Origin of the sequence: Amycolatopsis lexingtonensis, assembly GCF_014873755.1 — a bacterium.
In the GTDB taxonomy this organism is placed as follows: Bacteria; Actinomycetota; Actinomycetes; order Mycobacteriales; family Pseudonocardiaceae; genus Amycolatopsis; species Amycolatopsis lexingtonensis.
Window position 1 is genome coordinate 2,458,777 of record NZ_JADBEG010000001.1, and the last position, 13,222, is coordinate 2,471,998.

14 protein-coding genes are annotated in these 13,222 nt (G+C 73.6%); 1 reads left to right on the plus strand and 13 read right to left on the minus strand.

Features of this window, described 5'->3' with window-relative positions; all coding sequences use genetic code 11:
- Positions 1–44: 44 nt before the first annotated feature.
- Entirely contained in the window at positions 45–353 is a 309-nt protein-coding gene (locus H4696_RS11390; RefSeq protein WP_086859268.1) for a DUF4326 domain-containing protein, read from the minus strand.
- A gap of 219 nt (positions 354–572) precedes the next feature.
- Here H4696_RS11390 and H4696_RS11395 point away from each other — a divergent pair, with 219 nt between their 5' ends.
- Positions 573–947, plus strand: a complete 375-nt coding sequence (locus H4696_RS11395) for an STAS domain-containing protein (protein ID WP_086859269.1) — start codon at positions 573–575, stop codon at positions 945–947.
- A 4-nt stretch (positions 948–951) separates the two neighbouring features.
- Here H4696_RS11395 and H4696_RS11400 read toward each other — a convergent pair whose 3' ends face one another.
- The 12 genes from H4696_RS11400 to H4696_RS11455 form a co-directional block, all read right to left on the minus strand.
- Positions 952–1,332 (minus strand): response regulator, encoded by a 381-nt coding sequence (locus H4696_RS11400; protein ID WP_086859271.1) that lies wholly within the window; start codon positions 1,330–1,332, stop codon positions 952–954.
- Positions 1,329–2,750 carry a PAS domain-containing sensor histidine kinase gene (locus H4696_RS11405; RefSeq protein WP_086859272.1) on the minus strand — a complete coding sequence of 474 codons (1,422 nt, stop codon included), beginning with the start codon at positions 2,748–2,750 and terminating at the stop codon, positions 1,329–1,331. The genes H4696_RS11400 and H4696_RS11405 overlap by 4 nt, the downstream gene beginning before the upstream one ends.
- A 52-nt stretch (positions 2,751–2,802) precedes the next feature.
- Positions 2,803–3,201 carry an ATP-binding protein gene (locus tag H4696_RS11410; RefSeq protein ID WP_249026974.1) on the minus strand — a complete coding sequence of 133 codons (399 nt, stop codon included), beginning with the start codon at positions 3,199–3,201 and terminating at the stop codon, positions 2,803–2,805.
- Between the two features lie 70 nt (positions 3,202–3,271).
- Entirely contained in the window at positions 3,272–3,916 is a 645-nt protein-coding gene (locus tag H4696_RS11415; protein WP_276328927.1) for a response regulator transcription factor, read from the minus strand.
- 68 nt (positions 3,917–3,984) lie between these two features.
- On the minus strand, positions 3,985–4,449 hold the full coding sequence (locus tag H4696_RS11420; RefSeq protein WP_086859274.1) for a DUF6292 family protein: 465 nt from the start codon (positions 4,447–4,449) through the stop codon (positions 3,985–3,987).
- Positions 4,450–4,504: 55 nt separating this feature from the next.
- Complete coding sequence (locus tag H4696_RS11425; RefSeq protein ID WP_086859276.1) at positions 4,505–5,212, minus strand: RraA family protein; 708 nt, start codon at positions 5,210–5,212, stop codon at positions 4,505–4,507.
- Between the two features lie 13 nt (positions 5,213–5,225).
- The gene (gene cutA, locus H4696_RS11430; protein ID WP_086859278.1) at positions 5,226–5,564 is read right to left on the minus strand and encodes a divalent-cation tolerance protein CutA; all 339 of its coding nucleotides are present in this window, start codon (positions 5,562–5,564) and stop codon (positions 5,226–5,228) included.
- A gap of 9 nt (positions 5,565–5,573) precedes the next feature.
- Complete coding sequence (locus tag H4696_RS11435; RefSeq protein ID WP_420831495.1) at positions 5,574–6,791, minus strand: MFS transporter; 1,218 nt, start codon at positions 6,789–6,791, stop codon at positions 5,574–5,576.
- A gap of 311 nt (positions 6,792–7,102) precedes the next feature.
- Positions 7,103–8,680: an Hsp70 family protein gene (locus H4696_RS11440; RefSeq protein WP_086863636.1), complete on the minus strand. Its 1,578-nt coding sequence runs from the start codon at positions 8,678–8,680 to the stop codon at positions 7,103–7,105.
- Between the two features lies 1 nt (position 8,681).
- The gene (locus tag H4696_RS11445; RefSeq protein ID WP_086863635.1) at positions 8,682–9,896 is read right to left on the minus strand and encodes a hypothetical protein; all 1,215 of its coding nucleotides are present in this window, start codon (positions 9,894–9,896) and stop codon (positions 8,682–8,684) included.
- Positions 9,893–11,368, minus strand: coding sequence for a dynamin family protein (locus H4696_RS11450; RefSeq protein WP_192782249.1), 1,476 nt, complete (start codon positions 11,366–11,368; stop codon positions 9,893–9,895). Before H4696_RS11450 ends, H4696_RS11445 begins: the two co-directional genes overlap by 4 nt.
- The gene (locus H4696_RS11455) at positions 11,365–13,203 is read right to left on the minus strand and encodes a dynamin family protein (RefSeq protein WP_086865297.1); all 1,839 of its coding nucleotides are present in this window, start codon (positions 13,201–13,203) and stop codon (positions 11,365–11,367) included. The genes H4696_RS11450 and H4696_RS11455 overlap by 4 nt, the downstream gene beginning before the upstream one ends.
- Positions 13,204–13,222 lie beyond the last annotated feature (19 nt).

Sequence of the window (13,222 nt, forward strand, 5' to 3'; positions counted from 1 at the left end):
ATCACCCCCTCGTGTCAGGTTACTCGCGGAGGGGGTGCGTTTCGTTACCGCCCGTGATCTGCGAGTTCGGCGATGACCTGGGCGTGACACGGCTCGGGAACGCACCAGCAGCCGAGGCGGCGACCGCGGAGGGCGGGCAGCAGGGCGAGCAGATCCGGCCGCGACAGCAGGTGCTCGCGGTACTTGGCGACGACTTCCTCGCGCGAGCCGTCGGGGCCGGGCCGGAAGGGGCTGGCGAGCTTCGAGCCCTCGAGGTGCCAGCCGCCGCGGTGCATCGCGCGCCCGACGTAGACGACGTCGGCGTAGTCCGGATCGTCCCGGTGTCCCTTCAGGTTGACGACCGTGGTGGGCATGCGACCTCCTGGTTACTCCGCGTCAGACTACGGCCACACCCTCCCCCACCGGGCCGGGCCCGATGGCTCGTCTAGTGCATCTGCACTATGCTGAAGGCTCACGGTTGAGCCGTCAGCCGCCACCGGACGCTCCGCGCCGCGCGCCGGCAGGCTGCCTTTCCCTGGCACCCGTACCGGAAGTCCGGTTCGCCCCGCTGCCCGAGGAAAGGGTGTACCGCGATGGTTCCCCAGCCCCGCTCGGCCGACCACGAGCTCATCGCCGCCGGCGGCCACATGTCCCTGCACCTGCGCCACCCCGGCGCCCGCACGGTGCTCGTCGAGGTCTCCGGCGAGGTCGACCTCAGCACCGCGCGCAGACTGGACGAAGTCCTCCAGTCGCGCATCCACGACCGGGTCGAGGAGGTCGTCATCGACCTCTCCGCCGTCACGTTCTTCTCCGTCGCCGGCCTGAACTCGCTGCTGCGGGCCCAGCTGCTCGCCGACGCGGCCGGCGCGCACCTGAGCGTCGACGCCGGGGGGTCGCGCGCGGTGCGCCGGCTGTTCACGCTGCTCCCGGCGGACTTCGACAGCGTCGCGGCGAACGTCCGGCCGTGACCGCTCACGGCCGCGGCTGACCACCCAGCCGCCGGACGGCCTCGACGATCGCCCGGTTGGGCGCGCCCTTCACCAGGTACTCGGTGACGCCGGCCGCCGCGAGCCCGGCGATCGACGTCCGGTCGGCGTAGGCCGAGAAAGCCAGGATCGCGGTGCCCGGGCTGCAGCGGGCGATCTCCCGCGCCGCCCGCGCCCCGCCGCCACCGGGCATCCGGACGTCGAGGACGGCGACGGCGGGCCGGTGCCGCTCCGCGAGCCGGATCGCCTCGTCGGCGTCGCCCGCCACCGCGACCACGGCGATGTCGGGCTCCTCCTCGAGGACCTCTTTCAGGACGTCGCGGATCATCACGTCGTCGTCGGAGATCAGCACCCGCAGCTCGGTCATGGTTCGAGTCCCGTCACGTCGGGCAGCGCGGGCAGCCAGAACTCCACGGTCGTGCCCTCGCCGGGGGTGCTGGTCAGCGAGAGCCAGCCGTGCGCCGCTTCGGCCCGCTCGCGCATTTCGACCAGCCCGAAGTGGCCCGCCCCGGCTTCGTCGCCGGCCGTGCCGATGCCGTCGTCGGTGATCCGCACGTGCGTCCCGTTGTCCACGGTGGACAGGGTGACGTCGACCCGGGTGGCCCGGGCGTGCTTGTGGACGTTGCTCAGCGCCTCCTGGCAGATCCGGTAGGCGGTGATCGCCGCTTCCGGGGACGGCTCGGCGCTGAGCTCGTCGCGCACCGAGTGCGCCAGTTCCCACCGGCGCGCGACGTCGTCGACGTAGGCGGAGACCGCTTCCACGAGACCGTGGCGGTCCAGCTCGGGCGGCCGCAGCCGGGACACCAGGCCGCGCAGCCGGCCGATGGCGGCCTGCACCGACTCGTCGAGCCCGCCGACCGCGGTCGCCGCCGGTTCCGGCAGCCGGGAGGCGAGCAGCTGCAGGCGCATGCCGACGGCGACCATGGACTGGATCGACTCGTCGTGGACGTCCCAGGCGATCCGGCGCCGCTCCACCTCCTGGGCCTCCACGAGGTGCCCGACCAGCCGGCGGCGGTCCCGCAGGGCCTGCTCGGCGTTGCGGCGCTCGGTCATGTCGCGGGTGACCTTGCCGAAGCCCTGCAGCCGGCCCCGCTCGTCCAGCAGCGCCGTGATCACCACGTTCGCCCAGAACCGGGTGCCGTCCTTGCGCACCCGCCACCCTTCGTCCTCCAGCCGCCCCGCCGCGGCCGCGACTTCCAGTTCGCGGTCCGGTTTTCCCGCGGCCACGTCCTCGGCGGGGTAGAACACCGAGAAGTGCCGCCCGAGGATCTCGTCCTCGGAATAGCCCTTGATCCGCGCCGCCCCGGTGTTCCAGCTCGAAATCCGCCCCTGGGGGTCGAGCACGAAAATCGCGTAGTCGACCACGCTCTGCACCAGCAGGCGGAACCGTTCTTCGCTTTCCCGCAGGGCGACTTCGGCCGCGCGGCGGTCCGTCATGTCGCGGGTGACCTTCCCGAACCCCTTCAACCGACCCCGATCGTCGTACAGCGCCGTGATCACGACGTTCGCCCAGAACCGGGTGCCGTCCTTGCGGATCCGCCACCCTTCGTCCTCCAGCCGCCCCGCCGCGGCCGCCACTTCCAGTTCCCGGTCCGGTTTCCCGGCCGCGACGTCTTCCGGCGGGTAGAACACCGAGAAGTGCTGTCCGAGGATCTCGTCTTCCGAGTAGCCCTTGATCCGCGCCGCCCCGGCGTTCCAGCTCGAAATCCGCCCTCGCGTGTCCAGCATGAAGATCGCGTAGTCGAGCACCCCCTGCACCAGCATGCGGAACCGGTCGTCGTCCATGCGGCAACTCTGCCGGATCGTCGCGTGGTCGGCAGGGCGCGTTCCCGGTCGCTCACCCGGCGAGTTCGGCCGAAGCCGCCGGCAGCGCGCACCAGACGACCTTTCCCCGGCCGTGGCGCGCGGTCCCCCAAGCGGAGGAGAGCCGCGCCACGAGGGTGAGGCCCCAGCCGCCGTCCGCGCCGGCGGGCCGCCGCACCGGAGGCGCCGGATCGTCGTCGAAGACCTCGATGCGGAGCTGCCCGCCGGCCATCGCCAGCCGCAGCCGCGGGCGGCCGCCGCCGTGGCACAGCGCGTTGGTCACGAGCTCGGTGACGAGCAGCTGGGCGTCGTCGACGACGGAGCCGCCGGCCCACGCGCGCAGCGTCAGCCGGGTGAACCGGCGCACGAGCGCCAGTCCGCCCGCCGAGCCGGTCAGGGCACACTCCGCGGTGAGCGGGGCCGGAATGTCCACGCGTCAAGCCTCGTCGGCCGCGCGGCGCCGCACGAGATGCAACCGCTCACCTCGGGCTGGTGCAGCTGCATCAGCTGATGAGGCCCTCCCGGCGGGCCACGGCGACGGCTTCGAGCTTCGAGCGCGCGCCGAGCTTCTCCAGCACGCGCTGCACGTGGTTGCGGGTGGTGTTGCGCGACACGCCGAGCCGCTCGGCGATCTCGTCGGTGGTCGCGCCTTCGCCCAGCAGGTCGAGGGTTTCGCGCTCCCGCGCGGTCAGCGCCGTGCCCACCGCGGGAACCCGGCCGGTGAGCCGGTCGAAGACGCCGGGCAGCAGCTCCGGCTCGAAGACCACGCCGCCGGCGGCCACCTCCCGGACGGCGGACTCCAGCACGCCAAGCTGCGACGACTTGAACAGCAGCCCGGCCCCGCCCGCCTTCGCCACCTGCGCGGCGATCGCCGGGGTCGCGTCGCCGGTCAGCACCAGCACCCGGGCGCCGCCTGCCGCGAGTTCCGCGATGGCGCCCAGCGCGTCGCCGTCGGCGAGCCGCCGGTCCAGCAGCACGACGTCCGGCTGGTGCTCGCGCACGTCGGCGAGGGCCTCGGCCCGGGAGCGGGCACGGCCCACCACGGTGATCCCGTCGCCGCGGTCGAGGGCGAGCTGCAGTGCCTCCGCCACCATGTCGTGGTCCTCCACGAGCAGGACGCGGACGGGGTGCGGCTCATCGGCGGTCACGGGCTTCCTTCGGGGGGACGGGGCGCTGCCCGCTCATCCTAGGTGCCCGGCGCGCTCCCGTCCTGCGATCACCAGGCCGTGGAGCCCGGGCGCGGCAAGTCTTCCGGGCCGGTGACCGGCAGCCGCTCGACGAGGTCCTCGTGGTGCCCCGGCCGCCGGAACACCGGCGGCGGGAACGCGCCGGCGGGTGGCCCGGTGAACCGCAGCGCGTCGAGGAACCTCGCGACCGCGCGCGGGGGTGGCACGACCTCGGTGCCCCCGAGGTAGCCGAGGACCTTGGCCGCGCCGCCGCTTTCGGGTTCGACCTCCGCCGACCAGCCGTGCACCTCGTCCCAGATCAGGGCCAGGTCGTGCGCGGGCAGGTCCGGGAGGGTGCGGTCGAGCGCCACGTACCCGGAGCTGGGCACGTCGAGGTCGAGCGAACACGACTCGAACCCGACGCCGACCGCGCCGGCGACGCGGGCGAGGTAGGCCCGCAGCCCCCGGGCGAAGTGGTATTCGATGTCCTGGCCGAAGCCGATGACTGCGTTCATGGTCCCGCCTCCCGCCGAGGGATACCCGGTCAGGTGAACGACCACACTTTCGTGGTCACTCTTCGATGGCACCACCGACGGCACGCAGGTGGGCGCGGAACGTCAGGCCGGGGTCCGCTTCCCGCGCGGCGAGGAACTCCGCGAAGCGCACCTGTTCCCGCAGCGGTTCGCCGCCCCGGATCCGGTCGGCCTGGCGACGTTCGGTGTCGCGGATCGCTTCGGCGAGCGAGAACAGCTCCGGGGCGCGGGCGAGCGGGACGAAGAGCACGCCGTCGTCGTCGCCCAGCACGAGGTCCGACGGCGCGATCCGCCAGCTGCCGACGACCGCTTCGGCCAGCCCGCCGTCGACGCGCGGGCCGAGGGTGAGCGGGCCGGTCGGGAGGGAGCCGAGGCTGAACACCGGGAGCCCGATGGCGCGGATGTCCGCGGTGTCGCGGTGCAGGCCCCAGATCAGGACGCCGGAAAGCCCGGCGGCGCGCGCCTCGAGCACCACGAGGTCCCCGACGCAGGCTTCGTCGAGGCGGCCGCCGTTGTCGACGACCAGCACCCCGCCCTCGGGCGCGGTTTCGAAAGCCTCCAGGAAGACGTCGACGCTGCCGACGTGCCGGGCCGGGACCGCCGGCCCGAACAGGCGGCCGCCGTGGACCACCGCGCGCGTCGACGCGGGGGCGCAGCGCACCGGCAGCCCGGCCCGGATGCACGCGTCGGCGAGGTGGGCGGTGGTCAGCGTCGCGAAGCGCCGCCTGAGTCCTTCGAGCTCCATTCCCTGACTTTAGTCAGGAACCGGCGTCCGGACCACGGGTTTCGGCGGTCAGCCAGGCGAGGTACTCGGCGCTGCCGCCGACGATCGGCGTGGCGATCACTTCCGGCAGGTCGTAGCCGTGCAGCTGCCGCAGGCGCTCGGTCAGCGCCGGCACGCGATCGGCGGTCGTCTTGATCTCGACCCGCCATTCCTGGTCGGTCTGCACGGCGCCGTCCCACCGGTAGACGCTGGTGATCGGCCCGACGACCTGGGCGCAGGCCCCCAGCCGCCCCGCCACCGCCTGCGTCGCGAGTTCTCGCGCCGCCGTCTCCGAGTCCGTCGTGGACGTCACGATCACGTGTTCCGCCGCCATGGGGCGAGATTACCGGCGCAGGCGGTGCATCGCGGCGGCGCCGAGCACGGGCCCGACCGCGAGCACGGGCACGGCGGCCCGCCAGCCGACGGCGTCAGCCAGGAGCGGCAGCAGCTGGATCGTGGTGGCGCTGAGCAGGAACCCGAACGCCGTCATCGCGGTGAGCGCGGTCCCGACGTACCGCGGATCTGCGGTTTCGGCGAGCGCGGCGGAGAACTGCCCCGAGTCGGCGATCACGGCGACGCCCCAGACCAGCAGCACGGGCAGCAGGAGAACGGTGCCGGAGACGGCGTAGGACAGCACGGCGCACCCGGCGCTGACGAGCATGGCCACCGCGGCGACGACGGCCCGGCCGCAGCGGTCGGAGAGCGCGCCGCCCAGCAGGCACCCGGCCGCCCCGCAGATCCCGATGACGGCGAACGCGGTCACCCCGCCCGGCCCGCCGGTCGCGGCGAGGTAGGCGGGCAGCCAGGCCCACAGCGCGTAGAGCTCCCACATGTGGCCGAAGTAGCCGAGGCACACGAGCCGCTGCCGCCGGTCGGCCACCATCCGCAGCAGGTAGCGCGGCTGCCACGGTGGCGAGGGTGCCCGGTCCGGGCCTTCGCGGACGAACAGTGCCGACACTCCCGCGCCGATCGTCGCCAAGGTGGCCGCGCCGAACAGGACGGCTCGCCAGTCGAGCGGCGCCAGGAGGTGGGGCAGGGCCGAGCCGACGGTCAGCGCGGCGAGGAGGGTGCCCAGGGCGAGCCCGCGGTGGCGGGGGAACCACGAGACGACGACCTTCATCCCGACCGGGTAGACGGCAGCGAGGGCGAAGCCGGTGGTGAACCGGAGCGGGACGACGAGCCCGCTCGCTCGCGCGCACCACGGCAATGCGGCGGTGACGAGCGCGGCGAGCAGCGCGCCGGCGGCGATGAGGGTTTGCGGGCGGATGCGGTCGGCGAGGTTGAAGGCGGCGGAAACGACTGCCCCGCAGGCGAAGCCGACCTGGACGGCGGCGGTGAGGAGGACGGTTTGTTCCCGCGAGAGTTCCCATTCGGCGCGCAAGGCCGGAAGGACGGCCGAGGCGGAGAACCAGACGCTCATGCCGCACACCTGCACGACCGCGAGCAGTGCGAGCTGACGGGTGGGGGTGCTGGGACGTGCTGGTGCGGGGCGGCGGGGGATCACCCGATCTACTTGCGGGTGGGGGACGATCGTGGTCAACGGCGGGATGTGGGGCTTCACCCCATGGGCTGGAAAATCTCTCACATACTGGGCGGGTGGGGGCGGACCGGGTTGGGCTGCGCCTCTCACTCGAGCGCGGGCGGCCGGCCCCGCTGGATCGCCCTGTGACCGCGGCGGGCCGAGAACGCGCCCCGCCGAACCGGGCAGCCCGGCCAAGTCACCACGGCGAGTCGAGAGGCCGGGCCGCCGGCAGCGGGCCGCCGAGCCGGGACCGGGCCGCAAGGGCTGGGCGGCCCGGTCCCGGCTGTCGGCGGTGAGCCTCCGCTCAGCCCGTCGAGCGGCATCGCCGACCCAGCCCCGCGGCGCTGCGGTCAGGTTGTCGGGGGTGTCGTGGTCGTGGGGGTGGTGGTCGTCGTCGTGGGCGTGGTCGTCTTGGTGGGGCTCGTCTTCGGCGGCACCTTCCGGCGCGTCGTCACCGGCGCGTTCGTGTGCGGCGGGGCCACCGTCGCGTGCGTCGTCTCCGGGGTTTCCGGTGGCGGCAGCGTCACCAGGGCCGGGGTCTCGCTCTCCGACGTCGTCGCCGGTGGCGGGGTGCTCCCCGAGGGACTGCCGCCGGAGTTGCTGACCGCCACCGCCACCCCGCCGATCGCCACGACCGCCACCGCGCACAGGCCCACCACCACGCCGCGGCGGGAGGCGCGGCGGGCCGGGCTGCCGGACTTCTGGCGGCCCAGCGACGGCGGCGGTGCGCCCGCGCCGAAGCCGGGCGTCGCCATCGCGCGCGTCTCCTCGCGCGGCGGTGGCACGCGGGTCTCCTCGCGCGGCGAAGGCACCCGCGGCACCGGCGGCGGGAACGCGGGCCGCGCTTCCGTCGCCTGCACCAGGCCGGAGCGGCCCGAGGCGAGGGCCGCCGCGCCGAGGGCGACGCCGTACTTCGGGTGGATGTCGACCGCCGTCGGGCGGCCGAGCTCGGCCGAAACCAGCTGGGAGACCAGCGGGATCCGCGACGAGCCGCCGACCAGCAGGACGGCGCCGAGGTCGGCCGGGCGCAGGTTCGCCGAGCGCAGCGCGCGATGCAGCGAACCGATCGTCGCGGTGATCGACGGGCGGATCATCTCCTCGAACTCGCCGCGGGTCAGCCGCACCTCCGTCTGCACCGACGGCAGCAGCACCGGGACCGCCACCTCGGTGTCCGCCGACAGAGCTTCCTTCGCCAGCACGCATTCCTGGCGCAGCCGCACGACCGCCGCCACCGCGCCCGGGTCGTCCGGGTCGATCTGCGACAGCTTCCCGTCCAGCGCCCGGTCGACGTGCCCGAACACGGCTTCGTCGAAGTCGACCCCGCCCAGGCCCTCGATGCCTTCCGGCGTGCCGAGGATCTCGAACCCGCCGTTGCGCTTCCGCAGCACGGTCGCGTCGAACGTGCCGCCGCCGAGGTCGTACACCGCGACGACGGCACCCTCGTCGAGCCGCTCCTGGGCCGCGTAGTGCGCCGCCGCGGCTTCGGGCTCGGTGATCAGGCCGACGCGGTCGATCCCGGTCAGCTTCGGCACCTGTTCGAACAGCTCCCGCTTGTACGGTCCCCAGTTCGCCGGGTGGGTCAGCGTGATCCGGTCCGGACGGCCGCCCTGCTGCCCGGCGACCGTCCGGACCACGTACCCGAGCAGGTGGGCCATCAGCGACGCCACCGAGTGCGGCGCGCCACCGAGCAGCACCGGCGTCGGATCGCCCAGGCGCCGCTTGAACTCCCGCGTCACGCGGTCCGGTTCGACGGCCGCGCGCCGGCTCGCCGCGTCCCCGACCAGCACGCTGCCGTCGGGCCGCAGCAGCACCACCGACGGGATGGCCGCCGTCCGGTCGCCGAGCGACACCATTTCGACGTGGCCGGCCCGGTCGACGGCGGCGGCCGTGAAGGTCGTGCCGAGGTCGATGCCCAGTCCGTAGCCCATTTCAGCCTCCGCCGGCGGTGTGCGCGTGGTCGAGATTCGGGTGGTCTTCGGGAACCGGCTCCGGTTCCGCGGGGTGTTCTTCGTGCGAGTGGTCCTCGAGCGGGCCCGGTGGGTCCACCGGCGGCGGGTCGTGCGGTTCCGGCGGCGGGCTGTCCGGCACCTCGGCCGCGGCCGGCGCGGGGTCCGGCTCGGGGTGCCGCGGCGGCTCGAACGGGTGCTCCTTCTCCACCGGGTGCGGCCGGCTCCCGGTGACCTCGCCGGCGTCGTGGTGCGCCGGTTCGCGTTCGGTCGCGAAGCTGTGCCGCGGGGCCGGGTGCTCGGCGAGCGACGCCGATGCCGCCAGGTTCGTCTCGACGGCCGCCGGTGCGGCGTCCACTGTGGACGGCGTCCGGCTGAACGTGACGACCGGCGGTGCCGGTGGCCCTGGCAATGTGGGCGCCGGTGCGGTGACCTGCGCGGTCACCGTCGCGCCGCGGCCCTTGTCCCCGACCACCTCGGTCTGGTGGATGGTCGGCCCGGCCGGCTCGCCGAACGGGTCGTCGGCCTTGGCCTGCTCGTCCACGCTCACCCCGACCTCGATGCCGGGCGGCCCCGTCTCGGCCTCGTCGAGGACGACGGTCTCCTCCTGGAACACCTCGATGTCGCCGTGCCCCGGCGCGTCGGGGGTCAGCTCGTAGGTCAGCGAGCCCTCGTGCTCGACGGTGATCGTGCCGTCCGGGTTCTCGTGGACGACGATGCCGGCGTCCTGCACGATGTCGATGTCCGTGTCGCCCGGCGTCCCGTCCCCGGGCACGACGAGGTGCTGGTGATCGGTGTACACCTCGTCGTGGCCGTGGTTGTGCACGACGAACCGCTCGGTCGCGTCGATGACGAAGTTGCCGAACTCGTCTTCGCGGACCTCGATCTGCTCGAACTCCTCGACGGTCGGCAATTCTTCGAGCGGCAGGCCGTCGGCGGTCTCCGGGTGCCAGACAGTGCCGGTCTGCGCTTCCACGTGGCCGTCTTCGCCGCGGGTGACCGTGCTGGTCTCCACCTCGGGGACGTACTCGTGGGCGGGCACGTCGTGGGCGGTTTCGGCGGCGGCCGGCTCCGGCTGCGGCGGTGGCGCGGCCGGGGAACCGCCCGGCGTGAGCACGTTGCCGGCCACTTCGGACGCGACCGCGCCGGCGGCGGCCGTGACGGCCTTCCTGATCTTTCCCTTCGGCTGGTCGGTCACGACAGGACCTCCGCCCTGGCTTCGCTGAGCAGGATTCCTTCGCACGTGCGGACCAGCACGCGCGCCGCGTCGCGGACGTCGCGCGGGGACGCGGGGTGCTCGGCGCGCCGCTGCCACCTCAGCAGCTGCGCGCCGAGCGCCTGCCGGATCGCGGTGCGGCCCGCGTTCCCCGGCAGGCCGAGGCGGCTCGGCACGTCCACCCCGGTCGCGCCGAGCAGTCGTTCCGCGTCGCGGGCCTCGTCGGTGGTGAACAGCACGACGCCGAGCCGGATCGAGTCGATCAGCTGGATCTCGGCGAACTCGTGCGCCCCGGCGACGATCCGCTCCCATTCGTGCAGCAGGCCGCCGGTGCGGTCCGGGTAGGCGCGCAGCACCAGCTCCGCCGCCTGCAGCGCCGACCGCGCCTTGAGCACGTCGGCCCGCGCGGCGAACTGCGTGGTCAGCAGGGACCGGAGGCGGTGCAGGCCGCTGCGGGCCAGCAGCTCGCCCGACAGCGCCCGCGCGCCCGTCACCAGCTCGCCGCCGACCAGCTCGACCGCCAGCCGCACGCCGAAGAGGCCGTAGCGGGCCAGCAGTTCGGCGCGTTCGGCCGCCGGGACGTCCACCTCGGACGTGCCGGTGGCGAACCGGTCGGCCGACGTCAGCAGCCGCGCCACTTCGGCCTCCGGTGCCGCCGAAAGCCGCCGGAACGCGCGGAACTCGGATTCCTTGAGCGACGCCGCCGAGCTGGCCAGCAGGCCGGCCACCGGGACCACGGTCTGGCAGAGCCCGCGAACCCGCGGGTCACGGGCGTAGCGAGCGGCGATCTTCGCCGCCGAATCCAGCGCGTCGGGCCGGGCGTGCCCGACCTCGTCGGCCTTTGCCAGCACGCCGATCGTGTTCACCGGGCGGCGCTGCGCCGGGTCGTCGTGGAAGGCGTCCAGGAACCGGACGTCGTCGCCGTGCACGTGCCGCATCAGGTACACCACGGCGTCCGCGGTGCCCACGCCGTCGCCCTCGGGGACCAGCGCCGCTTCGGTGCGCCCGGAGACCTCCGCCCGCGCCGACCCCAGCCCGGGCGTGTCGATCAGCGTCATCGCGCGCAGGGCGGGCGACGGCCAGTCGACGACGAGCCGGTCGACGTCGTCGGGCGCCATGCCGAGTTCGAGGCCGAGGGTGCCGCTGAGCCTGCCGAAGGGCAGCTGGCGCGGCATCCCGCGGACGGGGTGCAGCATGATCCGGTAGGTGGGGCCGTTGCGGTACCAGGTGACGACCCGGGTGCACTCCCCCGCGTCGGTCGCCGCGAGCTCCTGGCCGACGAGGGCGTTGAGCAGCGTGGACTTCCCGGCCTTGACGCGGCCGGCGATCGCGACGCGCAGCGGTTCGGCGAGCCGGCCGGCGATCTGCCGCAGCTGCGGCTCGGCGGGCGTGCCCGCGTACCCGGCGCACGCGCGGGCGACGAACCCGCGGACCTGGACGTAGAGCGGGGTCATCTGGCCACCGCCTTCGGTTTGGGGGCGCTGCGGAAGGTGAGCTCGTCGGCGCGGCGCTCGAGCACCTCGAGCGCGTCGATGTCGGCCTCGAGCCGGGTGAGCTCGGCGGCCTCGGCGTCGTCGGCGACGACCGCCTTCTTCGCGTTGGCCAGTGCTTCGGTCAGCGACCGCTGGAGTTCGTCGACGCGCGCGCTGTAGGCGTCGCGGAGTTCTCTTTGGACGGTCCGCATCGCGTCGCGCGAGTCCTTGCCGACCTGGAGGTTGAACTCGTCGACGAACCGGCGTACCGCGGTCTTGGCCAGGGTGCGGCGTTTCTCCAGCTGCCGCTTGCGTTCGTCGAGGAAGCCCGACCGGCCCATGAGCAGGCCCGCCGCCACCCCGAACGGCGTCGGGATGGCCAGCGCGGCCATCTTCGTGAGCATGGAGAACATCAGGAACCCGCTGTAGGCCTTCTGGAACGCGGCCATCCCGGTGGCGCCGCGGGTCTTGGCGCCGGTGAAGGACGCGTCGATGTCGATCTCCTCCACGACTTTCACGGGCGCCTGGACCTCCCGCGGCAGCACGGCCTGGGACTCGGCGAGCTCGAAGTGGTCGGCGACCCGGCCGGCCAGTCCCCTGGCCTGCTTGACGAAGGTCGCGTAGTTCTCGAGCGTCTCGTTCGCCAGGCGCTGCCGCAGCCACTTCTCGAATTCGGGCCAGTTCTTGGCCGGGTCGCCGTCCTCGATGGCTTCTTCGGCCTCGTGCAGCACGCCGCGGGAGCGGGCGCGCAGGTCGTAGTCCACATCGGACGAAATGTCGGCGAAGCCGTCGAAGAGGAGCTGCTGCCACTTGGCGGACTGGCTGCGCAGCGCGTCGACGCGGTCGTTGACGCGCTGCAGCTCCGCGACGAGCGCGGCGGACTGCTCGGGGTGGGCGAGCGCGGTGCGGCGGGCGCGCAGGGTGGCGTGCAGCTGCCCGACCGCGGACCCGACGTGCAGGCCGACGGCGTTGAGCGCGGACCGCTCGGCGTCCCCGACCACGCCCTGCAGGCACTTGACCAGCTGCGGGAAGCCGGACTCGACGTTCATCTCCTGGTCGGCCGAGCGGGCCGCGATGGTGCGCAGCTCCGAGGACACCGCGACGGTGTCGATGCTGAGGCCGCACGCTTCGAGGTGGCCGGCGTTGAGTTCGAGGATGCGCCGCCACTGCGGGTAGAGGTCGGTCTTGGTGAGGACGAAGAAGACATTCGGGCAGAGTTCTTTCACCGTCCGGAGGAACCGCAGCTCGGCGCCGGTGAGTTCCTGCGACGCGTCCGAGAGGAACAGGACGGCGTGCGCCCGCGGCAGCGAGCTGACGGTGACGGCGTTGTGCAGCGAGCCGAGCCCGCCGACGCCCGGGGTGTCGACCAGCACCAGCCCACCGGAAAGCAACTGGCGGCTGATCGACGCGGTGACGGACTTGAGTTTCCTCAGATTGCCGGGATTCCCGGCCTCGCTGACGTGACTCGGCAGGTCTTCGAGGGAGATCCGCTCGGTCCACGGCGGCGACGACGGATCGGCCGGCTCGTAGGTCGCCAGAGCCCCGGACTCCGACGCGAACCGGACGACCGTCGGCACCGCGGTCGCGATGTCGTCGTCGACCGGGCAGATCTTGGCGGTCAGCAGCGCGTTGATGAGCGAACTCTTGCCCTGCTTGAATTCCCCGACGACGTAGACGGTGACGTCCGGTTCGGACAGCAGGCGCCGGGCGTCGGTGAGGCGCTGGACGAGATCGTCCCGCCCGTAGGCCTTCGCCCCCTTGACCGCGAGGTCGAGGGTGTCGAGGGCGACGCGCCCCCCGCCACTCGGCTCCTGCATGACCGCTCCTCTGTGCTTA